This window comes from Caminibacter profundus, assembly GCF_054657155.1.
Genome location: NZ_BAAHXC010000001.1, coordinates 120723 through 140695, shown reverse-complemented (window position 1 = coordinate 140695; position 19973 = coordinate 120723). Strand labels below are relative to the sequence as shown.

The window sequence follows — 19973 nt, the reverse complement described above, 5'->3', positions numbered from 1 at the left end:
AAATCTTCATTAAAATTTGATATAATTATCAAAAAGGCCTTTATGAAACTCCCTATTGGAATACAAAGTTTTGAAATAATCAGAAGTGAAGATTATGTTTATGTGGATAAGACACAAGATATATTTAGCTTAATAAACTCCTATAAATATGTCTTCTTAGCTAGACCTCGTAGATTTGGTAAATCCTTGCTTCTTGATACTATGAAGTGTCTATTTGAGGGTAAAAAGGAATTGTTTAAAGGTCTTTTTATATATGATAAATGGGAGTTTCAAAAATATCCTGTAATTAAAATCAGCTGGGATGGAAGAAAGTTAAGAACTATTAGCGATTTAGAAGCAAAATTCAAAAAAGCTCTTCTTGATAATCAAAAAAAATTAGAAGTTGAATGTGAGAGTAATAATTTATTTATATGCTTTGAAGAGTTAATTCAAAAAGCAAAAGAGAAACACAATAAAAGGGTAGTAATCTTAATAGATGAATATGATAAACCCATACTTGATGTAATTGAAAATTTAGATCAGGCAAAAAAACATAGAGAATTTATAAAAGGGCTTTATTCTATTATTAAAGGCAGTGATGAATATATTCAGTTTGCATTCTTAACAGGTGTTTCTAAGTTTAGCAAAGCAAGTATTTTCAGTGGTCTAAATATGTTAAGCGATATATCTTTACTCTCTAAATTTGGAAATATTTGCGGAATTACAGAAGAAGAGATAATTAACAATTTTCAAGAGTTTTTAGTAGATGTAAATTTAGAAGAAGTAAAAGATTGGTATAATGGATATTATTTTTTAAAAGATAAAGTCTTTAATCCATTTGATCTGCTTCAATATTTTCAAACAAAAGAATTTAAAAATTATTGGTTTAGCAGTGGTAATCCAAGTTTTTTGATTAAACTTATTCAAAAAAACAATTATTATCTTCCAAAAATAAGCAACTTAAAAGTAGATGAAAAACTGCTTGATGTATTTGATGTAGAGAATATTGATATTGAGGTTCTTTTATATCAAGCTGGATACCTTACAATAAAATCAGTTCAAAAAACTCCTTTTGGTTCTTTTTATACTCTATACTTTCCAAATAAAGAGGTAAAAGTCAGTTTTTCAGATGTTATAGTTGAATATTTATATGACAAACAACCTATCGAAAAGATAGATTTATATGAAGCTTTGATAAATGAAGATATAGAAAAATTTATCGATACTTTAAAACAGATATTTGCTTCAATTCCATATAATAATCTAACATATATAAAAAGTTATGAAGGTTTTTATGCAAGTGTGGTATATACATACCTTCAAGCTCTTGGATTTGATATTATAGGAGAAGATGTAACGAATAAAGGAAGAATTGACTTGAGTTTGTTTGTGGATGATAAGATATATATAATAGAATTTAAAGTTATAAGTGAAAAGTGTAAAGTGGAGAGTTCCAAGTTCCAAGTTCCAGGTTCCAAGTGTAAAGTGGAAAGTGAAAAGTTAATAGAAAATAGAAAATGGAAAATGGAAAATGAAGATGGGAATTTAAAATTAATGGACAATGGATGTGGGGCATTAGAACAGATAAAAAAGAAAAAATATTATGAAAAATACCTAAATCCTAAATCTTCAAACCTAAATCCTAAAATTTATTTACTTGGAATATGCTTTAATGAAAAAGAAAAAAACATAACAAAATGGGAGTTTGAACAAATTTAAATGTTTTAAGAAAAAAAATAAAAAGCAAGTCAATCTTAATCCTTAAAACAAAATTAAATAACAATAAAATTTTCTTCATTAAATATTTCGAATTCTTCTTTTGTGCATTCAATAATTATTTCTTTTCCTTTGCCTTTTTGAATATCTATTACATTTTTTATAAACTTTTCATCCGATAAATATTTTAATGAAAATCCTTTATGCTGATCAACTAATAAATCCCTCAAAACTCCCTTAATTTCACTTCTTTTAACAAACTTTCTCAAAAGAGGATATTTTGCTTTGTATTTTTTATCTTCGACTTTTAAAATAATATCAATTATTGTTTTTTCTTTTTTCTTTTCGCTTAAAAATATTGCTATATTAAATCCAACTCCTAAAAGTGTGATTAAATTAAGAGATGCCGTAACCAAATCTGACAATAGCCACTCAAACATTAATATCTCCTAAATTTTATATGTTTAAATTCGCTAATTTTGATAACTTTATCTTCTTTTTTTATCTCTTTTGTCACTCTTTTAGATGTTGCATAAATAGGGATTAATCCTTTTTGTTTTGAATAATTAACTAACCTACAACTAAGACCAAAATCACCTTGGACTAATACATAATCACCTTTTTTTGCATTAATATTCAAAAATTCATAAAATGGTATTACATACTCTTCAAGATCTTCAAGTTCAGGAGGAACATTACTCCAAAGATACTGCAATTTATGAGGAAGTGATACAAACTCATTGATACCAAGACTTTCAGCATCTTTTATCTGCTCTTGGGTCAGATTATGAGAAAAAAATAAAAAAAGCTTCATTCTATCCTCCATACTTATAAATTAATTTATATTTAGCAAACAGTACATTTATATCTTTTTTTACTTCTTCAAACCTATTATCTTTATTTGCATGAGCGAAATATTTCTTGCATAAGCAATACAATTGAATAAATTTGTGTTTTTATTACTTGTGTTTTTATTACTTGTGTTTTTATTACTATATCTAAATTTTTTTTAGATTCAAAAGAAATAAATATTACTAATTTAATTTGGTTGAAGCTAACCTTCTTGACTTCTAAAATAGTTTTTACTAATATTGAACAGAATGAGCCGATTTAATAGGAATACTCTCCTGCCCTATTTTGGCTTTAGCACCTGATTAATCAATCTATAAGGAGTATTTATGAAAAGTTTTGTGCGCTCATTTGCACTTTATACTGCATTAAGCTGTTCAGCCTATGCTGTAAGTAGTACTACATTATCAATTGGTGAAACATATAGTGAGGGAAATTATGGTACAGACACTACGACATATATCTATTATGTCCCTGTGATTGCAACCTATAAAAAAAATATGTTCTCAGCATCAGTAACTGTTCCTTATATTCAAATCAATAGCAAAGGAAGCTTTACTTGGACATCAGCAGGTCCTGTACCAATTCTTCCATCAAAACCTACCTATCTATAAACAGTTAATAGTGATCCGTTTAATCCGTCAAATCCTACCAGTACTTCTAAACGTACAACAACGGAAGGGCTTGGAGATATTCTTCTAAATACCGGCTATACATTCGTTCCAACACGAGGCGTCTATTTAAAGACTTCATTCATTATTAAAATAGCAACAGCCGATAAAGAAAAAGTTTGGGTACTGGAGAAAATGATTATAGCATACAAGCCGATGTTTATAAGCCAGTAGGACAAAACTTTGTTTTTGGAAGAATTGGATACACAATCACCGGTGACAGTGATACCATTAAATACAATGATATTTGGTACGGTACAATTGGTGCAGGACATCGAGCTAGTCATAAACTTTCGATAGGATTTAATTATGCCTATCGTCAACCTCTATTTGACAGTCTTAAGGCAACACAGACTGCTTCTATATTTTGCTCTTACAATGGTAAAAATGCTCTAAAGTATGATCTAATACCAATTCTCAATTAGTTAGTTACTTTAAAAATGTTTAAAACTGCCATTATTTCAATATTTTTCATCATTTTCCATTGTCCATTTTCCATTGTCAATTGGTATTATCTCTCTTTTTGATTTTTTCAAAACAAACCTTCTTCCCAAAAAAATACCAGGATTATCTTTTTCATAAAAACACTAATAATAAAAAAACTATCTTATCCACTTTAACACTTTACAATTTATTACAAAATAAAATCTATAATGTCGATAGAATTACTTGACATTAACTTCTTCATTGATTATAATGCAGGCAATTGTTAAGTAAATAATTGTTTAGGAGGAAGTAAAATGAAAAAAACTATTGTTTTATCTACTGTTTTATCAATAACGCTTTTTGCTACTCAGGGTGACAATCTCATAGGTGCTGGTACAAAATCAAGAGCTCTTGCAGGGGCTGCTTCTTCTACATATCTTGGAGTGGAATCTATCTTTATAAATCCAGCTCTATTAACTAAGGCTTCAAAGTCTGAATTTTCAATCGGAACTACACTATTTATGCCAACTGTAACTGCCAAAAATAATAATGCCAGTGGTGAAGTTGCAAAAAGTAAGAGTGATTTTGAAGTTATTCCATATCTTGGATATGTTAAGTATATAGATGATAAGAGCAGTTTTGGTGTTGGACTATTTTCAGTAAGTGGAATGGGTGTTGATTATAGTGATGAACCTGCTCAAAAAGGGCTTGCGGGTATGAAAACACATCTTATATATGCAAAACTCAGTACCGTTTATGCAAGAAGTTTTGAGAAGCTTTCATTGGGGGGAGGTATAGACATATCTTATGGAAATCTTGAGATGCATATGATTAATCAATATGATGGTACTGACCTAGGCAGTGATGGAGATAGTCATATAGGAATAGGCTATCATCTTGGGGCTTATTATGAATTTAATGAAAATATAGATTTTGCTTTGACTTATAATTCAGAAGTAAAAATGAAGTACAAAAGAGTGTTTGATTTTAATTTTGATGGGATAAAAGATGACTTGACTCTTACACAACCTGCTGAAGCAGGTATAGGAGTAGCATATGACCTTGATAGTTTGCGTTTTGAAGCTGACTACAAACGTATATTTTGGTCAAAAGCATATGGTTACAAAGATTTTCAGTGGGATGATCAGAATGTAATCTCTTTTGGAGCGACTTGGAATTATAATGAAAAGTGGACATTTAGAGGTGGTTACAGCTATGCAAAATCACCACTTCACAATAAAGAATATAAAGATGGTATAGTAGAAGGTTTTCCATTTAAAAGTCAGCAAATTGCATTTTTTAATCTTGTAGGGTTTCCAGCTATAACACAAACCCACTACGGTATAGGAGCATCATATAAAGTAGATAATGCTATTCAAATAAATGCGGCATATGTTTATGCTCCAAAAGTAACTGAGTCATTTGCTGGAATTGAAGCTTCTAATAGGCAATCTTCATTTAGTTTTGGTTTAGATTATAGATATTAAGAAAGGAGATGAATATGGTTTGTCCTATATCATTTGAAAAGATCGATACGCATACTTTGCGTTTGAGCGGATTGTTTCTTTTTATATTTACACTGCTTTTTGTAAGTGAAAACAATATAATTTGGTTATTACCTGTAGTGTTGGAACTTGCTATTCGTACTATTTTTTCGGCAAAATATGCACCTTTGTTTATTTTATCTAAAATGATAATAAAAATCTTAAAAATATCACCAAAATTGGAAGATGCTGCACCAAAACGTTTTGCAGTGCGTTTTGGTTTTTTAATGACAGTTTTAATTCTATTGCTTTATTTATTTGAAATTGACAAAATTGCCATTTTTATTAGTATAATTCTATTATTGTGTATAGGACTTGAAGTGATTTTTAATTTTTGTATTGGCTGTGTAATGTATGGATTTTTTATAAAAATAAAAGGATAAATATGGCAGGAATTACAGCTAAAGGTGCATATGCCGTAGCAGCAATGCTTGTTTTGTATCAGCACGCAGGTAATAATACACCTCTTTCTATTGAAAAAATTTCTAATGAGGCTAAGGTTCCAAAAAATTTTTTGGAACAGATTTTAGTCTCTTTAAAAAAGAATGGTATTTTAAAAAGTATAAGAGGCGCACATGGTGGATATCTTTTAGCTAAAGATCCGTCAGAAATTACAATATTGGATATCATTAACAGTGTTGAAACACAATGTTGCGAAGATATATGTAGAACTGACAATCCGGTACTCAGACTTTTTTGGAATGACTTTATAGCACATATGCAAATATTTCTCTCTAAACCAATTACTTGTTTTTCTGAATATTTACAAAAAGCTGCGAATGAGAATATGTACTACATTTAATACTCACCATTACCCCTACTTCTTTACAGTTTGGACTATCTATTTTGCTTTACAAAGACAAAAATATTATCATTATTCATAATACTAACTTTTGTAACATATACAGATTTGAAAGAATAAATTGTAAATAAGCCACATTTATTATGCTGATTTTATAATATAAAACATTTATTTTCTAAAAAACTAACAGTTTTTAAAAATTCTCTTAGTTTTTTCTATAAAACCTTTTAGACTATTAGCATCACTTAATAATGAACTTTTTCTTTTACCAATTTGATGAGCTATATCGTTCCTAATTCTATTTGCGATTCTATAAACTTCAAAAAATAATGCTTTATCAATACTGCTAATTTCTTTTTTTGCTCTGTTTCTATCTTCTTCATTCAAAACATCATAATCTTTAACTTCACAAACTTTAGAAACTATTGCCTCAATCAAAGCTAAATATCCAAGAGCATAATGCTTATGTTCGCAAAACCACTCGCTCAATGCTAATTGAAAATCTGAATGTTTTTCTTTATTTAGTTTATTGATAAAATTATATAATTCAGGCAAAAGCAATTTTACTATTTTGTTATTTGATGTTTCTATAATAGCTAATTTTTTAGCCAAACTATTAACATTATCTTTTATTGCTGCTAAATTTGCCATCCTTAAAGACAAGGAAAGATTATTGAAAAGATTTTTTTCTTTTTTATCATTAACAAGCATAGCAATTTTATCTGCATTTCCATAATTAGTTAAATTTTCAATAGCTTTCATCCATTCAATCAAATCAAATAATATCTTTAAATCAACAACAGGAGTTATTCCGTTATTTTGAGAACTATACTCCAACATTCCATAAAAAACACCTTTTAATTTAAAATCTTTTTTTCGAATAGTATTTCCAAATTGAAGCATTACAAAACTTAGAAGTGCTAATGACCTAAATGAATGAGAAATATCAATATAAACCTCATCATCTTTTTCAATATTATCAAATATTCTTAAATATATTTCAAAATTTTTCCAAAGCTCATCTTCATTAACTCCATACTCAATTAAAAAACATTTAGAATTTTTGCTATTCAAAAATTTATTAATTTGTTCTTCTATAATTTCTAAGTCTTTTTCATTTATTACATTTTGTTCTTGCTTTTCATATAATTCTAATTCAACCTCCTCATCACTTCCTCCAAACTCACTATAAACACTATCCCAAATAGAACCACTTGTGCCAACTAAATATAACTTATCAATATCTAAAAATTCACACAAAGCTTTTGAAATAAAAGGTGTTTCTTTTACTTTTCCATTATATTCATATTTTGCTAATCTATATCCTCCATCTTTTTTTTGTCCTGTTCCTATTGAAGATATTAATATTTTTGACATTTTTATTCCTTATAGCTGTTAGAATATTTATAAACTTCATTTGGGAATATATTGAAATTTTTCAAATAAATTTGTAAGCAATAAGATAGCAAGATGTTAAGATAAAATTCATATCTCTTTCTCCTCAATAATTTCACATAAAAGCCATCCGAAAGGAATTAGTTCATTCTCAAAATATGGAGGGGTCACGTTTTGTTCTAAAGCAAAAGTAACCGCACTTGTTGTTGTTTTGTTTTCTGCTTTTGATCTTTTTATATATCTGAATTTTTCTATGGATTTCTTCTCTGCACCTCCAAATCTTCCCACATTTAAAATAAATTTATTATTATTTAAATCTTTAAGATTAGATGTATTAATTGAACCTTTTTTATAAAAATAAAATTTTATATCTTGATTTATTTTTGGTATATAATATTCATTACAAATACTACCAATATTGTGAAATATATTTTTATCAAAATAATTTATACTAATATCCCTAAAATCTATAAAAAAAGTTTGATTAGGAGAGATCGCCTCTACTAAGTTTGAAATTTGTTTAACCCTGTCTTCTCTATATTTTTGTTTATTCTTATCTTTTTTAATATTTATTGTTTTATATATTTTTGTTTTTAATAATTCATAACTATCACTAAACTTTAAAAATGTAAATATCTTTTTAAAATCTTTATCAAATGTATGTTTTGCTTTACCTCTAAAATCAGAAAATCTATCTTTTTCAAATATCTTTTTTTCTAAAACATTTTTTATATCAATAACTCTTTGACTGTTATTTACCAATAAATCAAATATAGCACTTTCAATTGCCCCTTTTATACTACTTCCTGGGATTATTGGTTTTGAAGCTGTAGAGATTTGTTCTAATAACGGCTTTGTTATTTTTAAATTATTTTCAATTTTTCTAAAATGTATATTAGCATTTATTATTTCTTTTTGAAATCTTTCAATAAGTTTTTTTAATTCATTAAAGTTAGAAGGTATTTCAATATTTTTTGATATAAAAAATTTTGCAATTTCAAATTCATCATAAAGATATACAAAATTCTCATCTCGAAGCATATTAAAATATAATTCAAATTCTCTTCCACTGCTTATATGAATAGGTGAAAGCGTTGTTATTTTACACTTAAACATTTTTCATCCTTGAATTTAAATGGAATAGCAATTGAATAACCTTGTAAAAATGATGGCTTCTCTTTATATCCATTATTTAAAGCATTTCCAAAATATCTAACTTTTTTATCTATTTTAACTATTGCACCACTATCAGCCATTAATACAGGTTTTTTGAATGCAGTATCAAACGCTTTATCTAATCCAAATTTACCAAATCTTACAAAGGTATCATAATAAGCTTTTTTGTAACCTTTCAAAATTGTAGGCGATACACTCATATAATAATTTGAATTTATTTCTCTTATAGGAGTTTTGATTTCCTCAATCTTAAAATTACCTTTTCCGATACTTACATCTTTACCAAAACCTAATTTTCCGATATCTTCTATAACTTGCAAAATTTTATCTTTTATATCATCATCAACCAAAACAAACATCCAAAGATTTCTAAAAAAATTAATCTCAACATTTCCATAAGGAGCAAAATCTCCCTCATCAGTTGAAAAAGTAATTCTATTGATAGAATTTTTAATAACAACTTCATTTTTTAGAAACTCTATACTTTCACAAGTATCTAAATTTAAATTTCCATCCTGCAAATCGTTAATGCTAATAAATTTTCTTTTTCTTAATTCTTTTTTATCTTCAGTTTCAAAACAATCAAGCGGTAAAGTCGGTCTATAAACATACCCAAAAGGCATCATATCAGAAACTATTAGTTTTGGTTCATTTAATAAATAATCATCAAATGTATTATCATTTTTTAAATACAGATAACTGACTATCTGACCAAAAATTGTATCACCTTTTGGATAAGTGGCAAAATTACTAATAGGTGTTATTTTTAAAGTTAAAAGCTTCATCTTTTAATCTTTTAATTTATTCTCAATTTCTTTTATTAAATTCTTAATATCATCATGTAATGTTTCATTGTTAAAAATATCAAATTCTATCTTTCCATTTCCTCTACTACCACCTCCTCCTAATGCATCATTTTGTAAAAGCATAAGCCCAAGTTTTAAAGTTTCTTCAAGTGGTAAATTTTTATCGTCTTCAAACTTTCTTAAAACCACTTCAAAATCAAATTCAACCCCTGCCGGCACTCTTTCAATAAATCTTGGATTTGCTTCAACAGTAACTCTATTTATAGTATTTTCCCCTTTTTCTTCACTTAAAGTTATTTTTTCTTCAAGATATAGTTTTCTTGATTCTTTTGTTAAAAATGTATCTCTAAAAATAGCTCTTGTAATTTTCAATTTTTTATTACTTTTAGTTCCCGCACTTTCACCAAATAATGTGACTATAAGTTCTGCTTTTTTCTTTAATAGTTTATCATCACAATCTTTTATAAATTCACTATCAATTACTTTTCCAACTTTTTTTCTTTTTTTCTCATCTTGATGATTTTCATATAATCTTTTTTGCTCTCTTATTAATCCAAACGCATATTCAAGCAAACTTCTGACTTTACCTTTTAAACTACTCCCCGGAATATAAGGTTCAGTTATTTTCCTAACTCCGTCTTTTAAATTTCCATTTTCATCATATTCCGGTGCATAACAAATCGAACCGTCGCTATTTACAAACACTTCTCTTTTAATTACACTACTATCAATTCCACCTATTTTCATAGTATCATCACCACCACCAATATGAAGTCCTGTAATTAATCTAAGTTTTGCTTTCATACTTACCCCTTTATTATCTTTTTGGATAAAAACCTATTACTGCTTCAAAAAATAATTTAAATATTTCAAGCTTTTCTTTAGTATTAGATTGAGCTACACAATTATTAATCATTTTTACAAAAGTATCACTTATTTTTTTTCTTGTTTTTGCATAAGCTACTTTTGAATTTAACATAATTACAAATGGATATACTTTTTGTTTATATTCACTTTCTGAAATATTTACACTCTTTTCATACAATTCTATTACCTTATCATAAAATTGTCTAATTTGAGAACTTTTATTTATTTGTTGAGTGCTTTCTTTCCCTAATTGCTCTGCCCAACTTTTAGCAACATCCCCAAAAAGTTGTGGATTTGTTTCATAATCAAAATTAATTTCCGGTAACTTATCTTGTTTTTGATTAAAATGACGATTTTTATTATACATTTCTCCTCCTTTTATAAATAAATTCACTTAAATACATTTTTGTCTCCTCTGGAAATTTTTCTATCATTAAATTCAGATTTTTTAACAAATCTTGAATTTCTTTTTTATTTGTATCCATATTTTTTACAAAAAGATAACTAAGTTTTGATTTCCATATAGTAGCTTTTGGATCATCTTTTACTTTTTTACCAAGTTCTACAAGTTCTAATAATCTATAAAGTATTGTGGTGTTATCATTTAATATTTCAAGCTCTTCTAAAAGTCCATTATCATCTAAATAATCTTCCCATTTCACAGTTTCATCAAAAAGAGTAATTGCATCTTTTCCATCCATATCTTTTGATTTTTCAAGTGCTTCTTCACTAACTTTTGCTATAAAATTAACCGGTTTATTTGGTTTTGTAAGTATCATTCCAACACTAAGCGTTAAAGGTGAGCCTTTTACAAAATCCAAAAAGTCTTCTCTTATTTTTTTAGAGAGTTTTATCATTTCATTCCAAGCCCCAAGTATAAATAAATCATCTCCTCCTGCAAATATTGTATATGTATTACTGCCTTTTAAAAGATAAGGCACATAAACACCAAAATAATAATCTATCATACGGCTAAAAAAATTATACTTAGCAAAAGAATCCGTAACATCACTATTTTGAATAAATTGTCCCATATTATCAACATCTGCTTTTAAACTCATAAGTGCTTTTATTCCTCTATCTTCTTCACAATTTTTCTGTGCTAACTCTTCAAAAGTTAATATTTTTTCTTCATCCACTGCAACATACGAACTAATCTCCCATTTTGCAAAACCACTAAAATTACTCTCTTTTGATATATCATAAATTGCAACAGTGTTTTTTAATCCCTTTGGATTTTTATCTTTTTCTAAAAATTTAATATAAATACCCTTAAAAATTTCAATATCTGTTTTATCTTTTGTAAAAACTAAATATTTCATTTTTGTTAAATTTTTACCAATTTTAATAAATCTATAACAACTATCACAAACTTTTTTTTCAATATCTTTCCTCTCAATTCCCGCTCTTTTTTTACATGCAAAACATTGATTTTGATTATTTAAATTTTTATCCCAATTTATTTCATATTCATTATTTAATAGATCAAATTTATTAAGCTTAGTTAATTCAACTTTTTTTGATAATCGTTTTCTTAATTTTTTATAATCTTCTTTTATTATAAAATCATACAATCCACATTCAACAAAACTAACCCCAACTCCCGTCTCTCCAAAAAATTCTCTAACAAAATATTCGTTTAATTCCTGTTGAATGTTTTTTAATTTTTCTTTTATTTCACTATTATTAGGTGCTAATATTTCAAATTTTCCTGCTCCCTCGCTAATAATACTAAAAAAACTAAGTTCTAGTTTTTCTATAATATAAAAGGCTATTACCTTTGTTAAAATTTGAACAAAAGCCGATTTTCCTCTTAAGACTTTACTTGCACTTTTAGCCTCTATATCATTAAAAATAAAACTCTGAATACCAAAAAAATCTCCATTTATTAAAATAAACTCTTTTTTTTCTTCATATTTTCCCAATCTATAATAATTAATAATATTTTCTTTTTTATCATTATCTAATCCACTAATTGCAGCAGCAAAAATTGCTGTTGCTTTCAAATGGTCATATAATGGAACATTTGGTTTTATAGGAGTATTTGAATCTTTTTTGAATGCTATAGCACTTGGTATAAAAGTAGTATATTTTTTTAATAAATAATCAAGCGAAATCAAATCGGTTATTTGATTGCCGTCAGTATCTCTTAATTTTTTTAAATCTTTTTTAAAATCATCCCAAAGAGAAATATATTCATTTTCTTTTGCTTTCTCTTTTGCATAAAAAATATTTTCAACATCAAGTTTTGCTATTTTATATCTTTCATTTTCATCAAAAAGTCCAAAAAGTCTTTGTTCTTTAAAATTTTCTTTTTCTTCCAGCTCATTATATTTATTAAACCTTTCCCTCTCAAATCCACTTGCTAATCTATCGGCTGCTGCTACTATCCAAGAATTAATATCACTATTTTCATTAACTATATGGTGTTCATAGGCATATTGATGATAACCTTCTATATCATTAAAATAATCTTGCAATACCTGAGCTGTATAATTTGCATGCTTATATCCATAAATATTTTTATTAAAATCACCTCTCAATTTAAACTCCGCCCTCTGAGCAAACTTCCCAATATCATGCAAAAAAGCTGCTAATGCTATTTTATCTACATCTTTCATTGCATTCCTTTATTTTTATTAAAATAATATTAACAAAAAAATATCAAATTAGTGTCAGATTTTACAAATTTTCTAAAAAATTTAAAAATTTTTATAATTATAGAGATTTTTGAAGACAAAAAATGACGGGATAAAAAATAGTGTATTCGTAATTGGTTAATTTGTTATTAGTGTTAAGTGCATAGTGGGTAGTTTGAGTGTGTAGTGCTAAGTATTGAGTGTTTAGGATTGAGTAATGAGTATTAAACTAATTTTTTTTAATTTTCAATTTTCCCCGACCACCATACATCGATAATTCCTCTGACCCCGTAGTTAGCTCATTGACTGGTGGTCGCCTGTCCGATTTCCGTAAGGTGATCGGAGGTTCGCTTCGCTCATATTTTCAATTTTTCACTCGAAACTTGGAACTTGGCTACTTGGGTACTACAAAAAGTCCCCTTGAATCGGGCGAACAAGGCAAGCGTAGCTTAGAAAGCAAACTGCTTTGCTTTCGTGCCGAAGTGAGGACGGCTTTTATGTCGCTTGCGACAAAAGCCGGCTGGCACAAATTAGTTTTTTGTCTCTGCCATCTTGCGGTGCTCATTTTATTCGCACATCGGAGGCGTAAAGTTGTTTAAACATAACTTTCGCCGTGCAGAACGGCAAAAGATAAGCAGTTATCTTTTGCTTTTCGTTCCTCCCGTGCGAGCCTAAAAACGACAAGCAGTTGTCGTTTTTTTTAACAGCTCTCCTCCCCTTGAATCGGGTCATTGTTTGTAACTAACAATTTTTAAAGCTGATGGAAGTAAAGTGGGTCTCAATCCCCTTGAATCGGGTCATTGTTTGTAACACTTCACGGAGTTTATGTATAATAAATTATGTGATAGTCTCAATCCCCTTGAATCGGGTCATTGTTTGTAACGAAAACAGTTAGCTTAAAAAAATTTAAAGCCACTTTGTCTCAATCCCCTTGAATCGGGTCATTGTTTGTAACTATCTGAAACCTAAGGGCTCAGGTGGTAATGCTATGTCTCAATCCCCTTGAATCGGGTCATTGTTTGTAACGCAATTCAAGTAATAGATTCATAGAGGCCTCTTCGTCTCAATCCCCTTGAATCGGGTCATTGTTTGTAACGGACCTAACATCTTCCTAGAAGGCCACAGAGTTTGTCTCAATCCCCTTGAATCGGGTCATTGTTTGTAACGTTTATGATGGAATTAAAAGGAATAGGAGCAGTTATAGGTCTCAATCCCCTTGAATCGGGTCATTGTTTGTAACTTCTCTAGTCCTCTCTGCCGTAAAAGGCAGGGATGTCTCAATCCCCTTGAATCGGGTCATTGTTTGTAACGCTGCTTTAAAAAAACTTATTAACGAATTTTAATAAAGGGTCTCAATCCCCTTGAATCGGGTCATTGTTTGTAACTGCTAATTATTTTACTAATATGAAAAATGACTCAAATATTGTCTCAATCCCCTTGAATCGGGTCATTGTTTGTAACGGAACTGAACTTTATTTCAAAAAAGGCAGTAAATACAGTCTCAATCCCCTTGAATCGGGTCATTGTTTGTAACAGATAGTCTTCTATCATTATCTGATAGAAGACTATTAGGTCTCAATCCCCTTGAATCGGGTCATTGTTTGTAACACACACAAATTACTAAAGAGTTAAATGAAGTGCTATGTCTCAATCCCCTTGAATCGGGTCATTGTTTGTAACAAAAATAGTGGTAATGTTATCAATCCACCTTTGTCTCAATCCCCTTGAATCGGGTCATTGTTTGTAACAGATTAAAAATTTGGAAGCTAAGGCAACAGAATATGTCTCAATCCCCTTGAATCGGGTCATTGTTTGTAACTTAACTAATTTAATTCAAATTTGTGAACAATATTTTAGTCTCAATCCCCTTGAATCGGGTCATTGTTTGTAACATTGAAGTTGAAGGTATAGGTAAAGTGAAAGTTGCACAAGTCTCAATCCCCTTGAATCGGGTCATTGTTTGTAACGAAATTATGAGGTATATAATCATTTTCTCCTCTAAAGTCTCAATCCCCTTGAATCGGGTCATTGTTTGTAACAGAGGAGAGAGATGTGTTTGGTGATAAATATTCAATTGTCTCAATCCCCTTGAATCGGGTCATTGTTTGTAACATAGCAAATATTCAATAAGGCTTTATGAAATTCGTCTCAATCCCCTTGAATCGGGTCATTGTTTGTAACATAGCAAATATTCAATAAGGCTTTATGAAATTCGTCTCAATCCCCTTGAATCGGGTCATTGTTTGTAACTCCCAAGAGAGCTCGTACGAGACCTACACTTCGTCTCAATCCCCTTGAATCGGGTCATTGTTTGTAACCCAAAGGGGAGTGGAAGGTTGATTATGAAACAGGTCTCAATCCCCTTGAATCGGGTCATTGTTTGTAACGACAGCTATGAAGACTTCAAGGAAAAATACCTCTGAGTCTCAATCCCCTTGAATCGGGTCATTGTTTGTAACAAACATTAAATGAACTAAAAAGCGGAAAAGAGATAGCAGGTCTCAATCCCCTTGAATCGGGTCATTGTTTGTAACTTTAATAAATGCACTTGAAAAACTTATTGCAAAAGTCTCAATCCCCTTGAATCGGGTCATTGTTTGTAACCTCAGAGCTACATAGAGGCGGTAACGCGCCTCTATGTGTCTCAATCCCCTTGAATCGGGTCATTGTTTGTAACTAAAAAAAAAGGAGGTAAAATGAAAGAATTTCTAAGTCTCAATCCCCTTGAATCGGGTCATTGTTTGTAACAAAGAAGTTAGAAAAATATGTAGAAAATTAAAATTAAAGTCTCAATCCCCTTGAATCGGGTCATTGTTTGTAACAAAATTTTTTTAAAAGGAAAAAGGATGAGAAATGTTAGGGTGTCTCAATCCCCTTGAATCGGGTCATTGTTTGTAACTACTTTTACAACTCAAAACTGACTATTTTACAAAAGGTCTCAATCCCCTTGAATCGGGTCATTGTTTGTAACTGCTTAACCATACCACAAGCTGAAAGAGGTATGGCGTCTCAATCCCCTTGAATCGGGTCATTGTTTGTAACCTTAAAAAAGGTTAAGGTAGGCGAAAGAAACAATAGCCTGTCTCAATCCCCTTGAATCGGGTCATTGTTTGTAACAAAACTTTAAGTGTAACTATTCCAGCACTTGGAAGTTAGTCTCAATCCCCTTGAATCGGGTCATTGTTTGTAACTACTTATGGTTTTAATTATGGGGTTTGTTATTTACAGTCTCAATCCCCTTGAATCGGGTCATTGTTTGTAACGTAAAGTATTCAATCAAGCTGACCCAAGACTTGAAGGTCTCAATCCCCTTGAATCGGGTCATTGTTTGTAACGTAAAAAAAATATAAAATCGGGAGGGGGTATTCCCCGTCTCAATCCCCTTGAATCGGGTCATTGTTTGTAACAGCTAACTTTGCCTAAATTTTGGACTTTTTGGTTTTTTACAAACCTTAAAGTTAGCTTAAGGCACTAATTTTAAGAAAACTTTAAGGTTAAAAGCCCGAAATTTAGGGATTTTTATTTTTGAGAAATTCTTAAAGAAAACTTAAACAAAAAATTATCAAACATCTTTTAAAAAATTTTATCTAATCAAAAACATTTCGTCAAGCAAATCAGCTCTTCCTAGTGCTATTCCATAATCTACTATTTCGTAAATCCTTACATCATCTTCCTCAACTTCTATATACTCAACCATTTTTATGGCAAGTTCGCTCATTTCATCTTTATTCATTTGAACATAAAATACAGAGTATTCTATCCTCACACCAAATTTTGATAAAAATCTTCCAAATTTTGCCACCCTTTTTTGATTTTTTATATCATAAGATACTAAAAATTCAGACATTTACTTCTCCTACTATATAACCATTTTCATCTATCAAATAAACTTTTTTTGTTTTTGCTAAACGATACAAAAACCTAAGAGGCAACGAATTATGAATACTAATATAAAATTCTTTTATATACCTATAACTAATAATAATTTCTTCATCATCTAAGATTACAACATAATCTCTTTTGGGATAAAGTTTTGCGTATCTGTTTTTTACAATAACTCTTTTAGATGTGAAACCTCTTTTTGAATCGTCAGACTTTCTAAAAACTCTTTTATTGTTTTCCATAATTTCTTCCTTGTTTCATTTTTTAATCTATACTTTGTATCAAAATCACTCTTTTTGAGTATATTATTTTTAAATAATTCATACACAAATTTATCTATCTCACTCCTAAAAAGTTCTAATAAATCACTGCTAAGTGCATTATGGTCTCTGAAAGGTTCATGCAAATAACCAATTTGTGGTTCAAGTCCGTTTAATATTAGTTTATTTGTAATTTCATAATAGACAATGGTATATAAAAAACTCATCATTGCATTTACTACATCCTCAGGTGGTCTTTTGCTTCTATAACCTCTCACAAGTCTTTTATCAAACAAAGAAAAGTATTTTTTGAAATATTCTCTGGCAAACGCTCCCTCGATTCCTAATATTTCATCAATACTTAAAGCTTCATTTAAAACATCAAAATCAAACTCTATTTTTAAAAAGTTTCTTTTTATTTTTTCACTTATTATGTATTTTGAAATTTCTACTCTTTTATTCAATGCAAAAAACTGCTTTTTCTTGAGCTCTGCATTTTTTGGTGAAATTGGATGAATAAAGCTAAAGCCTTTATTAAAAATCAGAATAGATATGTTTTCTTTTGTTAGTTTAGTGATAGTTTTTGTGTCTATCTCTATATTCCCACTCAATATCAAAAAATCTACTTTCCTTAATGGATAGGACTTATCTAAAAAAATTATTCGTGAATTTTTAACTTCAATTTTTCCCTCTTTATCAATTATCAGTCTATTCATTCAAATCCCTTTAATTCTACATTCTCAATTAATGATTATATCTCCATTATCAAATTTCAACTCTTTAGCAACTCCAAGATAGATAAATTTCCTCACCTTTACTATATGAACCCTGTCTTCACTTAAGTCAATTTTTGCTGAGAGTTTTCTTGCAAGTTCGTAAACTTCTTTTTTATCCAAAAGTGCTTCAACAGCACTCTTTTGACCTCCAAAAGCATAAGAATATGCTATTTTTCTGACTCTATATCTTCTTTTGTTGTCAATAACATCATAAGCTATAAGATACATACTAAACCTTTTTGACAACTATAACAAAACAAAAAGACAAAAAATGACGGGATAGAAATTGGTATATTAGTGTATTGGTGTATTGGTTAATTTGTTAAATGCTATTAGAGCAAGCTTAAAGAATTTTTCTAACAATTTCAGTCAATTTTTGTTGAAGGAAAGCTGGAGTTATTATTTTCATATGCGGTAGCCATCTTTTAGCAAGGAGTATTATCTCTTCATCACTTGTTACAAAATACCTAATCCTAAGTAAGTTTTCATCCTCATTTAAAATTGTTTGAGATGGCAAAAATTTTTTTACTTTAAAAAATCTTTTTGCTTCTTTATCAACCTCAACTATCACTTCTTTTTGTGTAATACCAAACCTGCTAAAAAGAGATTGAAAATTAAATATAAACTCTTTTACTTCTTTTTTAGGTTTAAATTCTTTTTTTGTTTCGATTATATTTTTTATAAAATTAATCCTCAAAAACTTAAATCCGTTATTGATATTATCATTGCTCACACCAGCTACATACCAATTTCCATCGGCAAATACAATCTTGTAAGGTTTAAATTCTTCAAAAAAATATCTTTTGTCTGATTCATATTCAATGGCTAATACTTTATGATATTTTATAGAGCTTTTTAATTTTTTAAGAAATTCATTTTTAGTATTCATCAAATCTTCAACAGGTGATTCTTTTAGATAAAACACCTTATCTCTTGCTATCTTTTTTAAGAGTCTCTCATCAATATTTAAAAACTTCAAAAATTTAGGATTAAGTGCTGCTACAATGTTTGCAAATTTTTCAAAATCTTCAAGTTCTTCTTTTTTTATAAGTCTGTTATTTATCTCATCAAACTGAGGAACTTGATAGCAACCTTTTTTAATTCTTTTTATCTCAATATCATAAAATTCTCTTATCTCTTCTAAATATCTCTGAAGTGTTCTTTCGCTGATGTTTTTGCTATTAGCCCACTTTTTGATACATATTATCTTGCCTTTTCTTAAATCCTCTAGCAATTCTAATAATCTTTTGCTCTTCATTCAAATCTCCTTCATTCTATATGCTCAATCTTCACTAAGCACATATATCGGTATTAGAGGTATTAGAGGTATTATAACCTCTAATACCTCTAATACTTTTACTAACCTCTACTAACCTCTACAATCTTCCCAAGTCCAAAAGTAGTCTGTTTTCCAACTCCAATAAGTTCTCCAAGTTTTAACAACTTATAAGAATCACTGTCAATATAATCAAATTCAATCTCCCCCATAAGCCCTCCAAAATTCATTGCACTTTTTTGACGGTTTGAAAATCTCTTTAGCTCAACAAAAGTAAAACGGCTCATTTTTATTTTATATTCAGGCTTGAACTTTAGTTTACTAAGAGGTTTGTTTTGAAGTTTTTCTCTTCTATGATGAATTGAGCGGAGAATTGTTTCTAATTTAACTTCATCTCTTACATATCTGTTGTTTTCTTTTATCCTAAGAGGTGTTTTTAAAACTATTTTGCATTGGTTTTTTAATTCTTCTATAGTAAACTCTTTTTCTTTGTTTTCTAAACTAAAAAACTCCCCATCCTTATACACCAATTCATCATTTAGATGGATAATAAATTTTGGTTTTAGTCTATTTTTTGTAACTCCTATATCATTAAAAGCTTTATGAAGAGCACTTATAACATAAGGAGCTTTCAATGCATACTCTTCAAACAAAAACAAATCAAAATCCACTTTTGAATCTAAATCAATATTTAATCTATATTTTGGATTGTCTCTTTCAAAAAAATCATAAAAAAGACAATCATCACTTGCAAAACATCCTTTACATTCCCCACTCGGATTAATACATACAACCCTTTTGAGTCCTACTCCAAATGCACCTCTAACGGTTGACCCTATAAATCTATACGGTAATATTAAATCTGTTTTTAGTGTAATTTTGGAATATTTCATAATATGTCCTTGTTTA

Annotated in this window: 20 protein-coding genes and 1 CRISPR repeat array; of the genes, 6 read left to right on the top strand and 14 right to left on the bottom strand. The window is 29.0% G+C overall.

What is annotated here, in order from left to right:
• Positions 1 to 42: 42 nt before the first annotated feature.
• Positions 43 to 1698, top strand: coding sequence for an ATP-binding protein (locus ACYQ1U_RS00765; RefSeq protein WP_459883296.1), 1656 nt, complete (start codon positions 43 to 45; stop codon positions 1696 to 1698).
• A gap of 53 nt (positions 1699 to 1751) precedes the next feature.
• Here the strand turns inward: ACYQ1U_RS00765 and ACYQ1U_RS00760 are convergent, their stop codons facing one another.
• Both ACYQ1U_RS00760 and csx20 read right to left on the bottom strand, forming a co-directional pair.
• Positions 1752 to 2135, bottom strand: coding sequence for a hypothetical protein (locus ACYQ1U_RS00760; protein WP_459883295.1), 384 nt, complete (start codon positions 2133 to 2135; stop codon positions 1752 to 1754).
• Positions 2135 to 2509: a CRISPR-associated protein Csx20 gene (csx20, locus tag ACYQ1U_RS00755; RefSeq protein ID WP_459883294.1), complete on the bottom strand. Its 375-nt coding sequence runs from the start codon at positions 2507 to 2509 to the stop codon at positions 2135 to 2137. The genes ACYQ1U_RS00760 and csx20 overlap by 1 nt, the downstream gene beginning before the upstream one ends.
• A gap of 364 nt (positions 2510 to 2873) precedes the next feature.
• On the opposite strand from csx20, the gene ACYQ1U_RS00750 reads away from it, so the two are divergent.
• From ACYQ1U_RS00750 to ACYQ1U_RS00730, 5 genes are all read left to right on the top strand, one after another.
• Complete coding sequence (locus ACYQ1U_RS00750; RefSeq protein ID WP_459883293.1) at positions 2874 to 3158, top strand: hypothetical protein; 285 nt, start codon at positions 2874 to 2876, stop codon at positions 3156 to 3158.
• Between the two features lie 176 nt (positions 3159 to 3334).
• Positions 3335 to 3640 carry a hypothetical protein gene (locus ACYQ1U_RS00745; protein ID WP_459883292.1) on the top strand — a complete coding sequence of 102 codons (306 nt, stop codon included), beginning with the start codon at positions 3335 to 3337 and terminating at the stop codon, positions 3638 to 3640.
• 315 nt (positions 3641 to 3955) lie between these two features.
• Positions 3956 to 5128: an OmpP1/FadL family transporter gene (locus ACYQ1U_RS00740; protein WP_459883291.1), complete on the top strand. Its 1173-nt coding sequence runs from the start codon at positions 3956 to 3958 to the stop codon at positions 5126 to 5128.
• Between the two features lie 14 nt (positions 5129 to 5142).
• Positions 5143 to 5568 (top strand): DUF4395 domain-containing protein, encoded by a 426-nt coding sequence (locus ACYQ1U_RS00735; protein WP_459883290.1) that lies wholly within the window; start codon positions 5143 to 5145, stop codon positions 5566 to 5568.
• Positions 5569 to 5570: 2 nt separating this feature from the next.
• Positions 5571 to 5987, top strand: a complete 417-nt coding sequence (locus ACYQ1U_RS00730; protein WP_459883289.1) for an RrF2 family transcriptional regulator — start codon at positions 5571 to 5573, stop codon at positions 5985 to 5987.
• 183 nt (positions 5988 to 6170) lie between these two features.
• Here the strand turns inward: ACYQ1U_RS00730 and csx2 are convergent, their stop codons facing one another.
• The 12 genes from csx2 to cas6 all read right to left on the bottom strand — a co-directional run bounded on the left by csx2 (position 6171) and on the right by cas6 (position 19957).
• Entirely contained in the window at positions 6171 to 7364 is a 1194-nt protein-coding gene (csx2, locus tag ACYQ1U_RS00725) for a TIGR02221 family CRISPR-associated protein (RefSeq protein ID WP_459883287.1), read from the bottom strand.
• A gap of 108 nt (positions 7365 to 7472) precedes the next feature.
• Positions 7473 to 8498: an RAMP superfamily CRISPR-associated protein gene (locus ACYQ1U_RS00720; RefSeq protein ID WP_459883285.1), complete on the bottom strand. Its 1026-nt coding sequence runs from the start codon at positions 8496 to 8498 to the stop codon at positions 7473 to 7475.
• A complete protein-coding gene (gene csm4 / locus ACYQ1U_RS00715; RefSeq protein WP_459883284.1) occupies positions 8480 to 9343 on the bottom strand; it encodes a type III-A CRISPR-associated RAMP protein Csm4 in 864 nt (287 codons plus the stop codon). Before csm4 ends, ACYQ1U_RS00720 begins: the two co-directional genes overlap by 19 nt.
• A 3-nt stretch (positions 9344 to 9346) precedes the next feature.
• Positions 9347 to 10168: a type III-A CRISPR-associated RAMP protein Csm3 gene (gene csm3, locus ACYQ1U_RS00710; protein WP_459883283.1), complete on the bottom strand. Its 822-nt coding sequence runs from the start codon at positions 10166 to 10168 to the stop codon at positions 9347 to 9349.
• 13 nt (positions 10169 to 10181) lie between these two features.
• A complete protein-coding gene (csm2, locus tag ACYQ1U_RS00705) occupies positions 10182 to 10598 on the bottom strand; it encodes a type III-A CRISPR-associated protein Csm2 (RefSeq protein ID WP_459883281.1) in 417 nt (138 codons plus the stop codon).
• Entirely contained in the window at positions 10591 to 12852 is a 2262-nt protein-coding gene (cas10, locus tag ACYQ1U_RS00700; RefSeq protein ID WP_459883280.1) for a type III-A CRISPR-associated protein Cas10/Csm1, read from the bottom strand. Before cas10 ends, csm2 begins: the two co-directional genes overlap by 8 nt.
• 724 nt (positions 12853 to 13576) lie before the next feature.
• Positions 13577 to 16277: a CRISPR direct-repeat array (repeat unit 36 nt; unit sequence GTCTCAATCCCCTTGAATCGGGTCATTGTTTGTAAC).
• A gap of 176 nt (positions 16278 to 16453) precedes the next feature.
• Complete coding sequence (gene cas2 / locus ACYQ1U_RS00695) at positions 16454 to 16717, bottom strand: CRISPR-associated endonuclease Cas2 (protein ID WP_459883279.1); 264 nt, start codon at positions 16715 to 16717, stop codon at positions 16454 to 16456.
• Positions 16710 to 16994 carry a hypothetical protein gene (locus ACYQ1U_RS00690; protein ID WP_459883278.1) on the bottom strand — a complete coding sequence of 95 codons (285 nt, stop codon included), beginning with the start codon at positions 16992 to 16994 and terminating at the stop codon, positions 16710 to 16712. Before ACYQ1U_RS00690 ends, cas2 begins: the two co-directional genes overlap by 8 nt.
• Positions 16919 to 17728, bottom strand: a complete 810-nt coding sequence (gene cas1 / locus ACYQ1U_RS00685; RefSeq protein ID WP_459883277.1) for a CRISPR-associated endonuclease Cas1 — start codon at positions 17726 to 17728, stop codon at positions 16919 to 16921. The genes ACYQ1U_RS00690 and cas1 overlap by 76 nt, the downstream gene beginning before the upstream one ends.
• Before the next feature lie 24 nt (positions 17729 to 17752).
• Positions 17753 to 18016 carry a CRISPR-associated endonuclease Cas2 gene (locus tag ACYQ1U_RS00680; RefSeq protein ID WP_459883276.1) on the bottom strand — a complete coding sequence of 88 codons (264 nt, stop codon included), beginning with the start codon at positions 18014 to 18016 and terminating at the stop codon, positions 17753 to 17755.
• Positions 18017 to 18131: 115 nt separating this feature from the next.
• A complete protein-coding gene (locus ACYQ1U_RS00675; RefSeq protein ID WP_459883275.1) occupies positions 18132 to 19046 on the bottom strand; it encodes a helix-turn-helix transcriptional regulator in 915 nt (304 codons plus the stop codon).
• A 101-nt stretch (positions 19047 to 19147) separates the two neighbouring features.
• Positions 19148 to 19957 (bottom strand): CRISPR system precrRNA processing endoribonuclease RAMP protein Cas6, encoded by an 810-nt coding sequence (cas6, locus tag ACYQ1U_RS00670; protein ID WP_459883273.1) that lies wholly within the window; start codon positions 19955 to 19957, stop codon positions 19148 to 19150.
• Positions 19958 to 19973 lie beyond the last annotated feature (16 nt).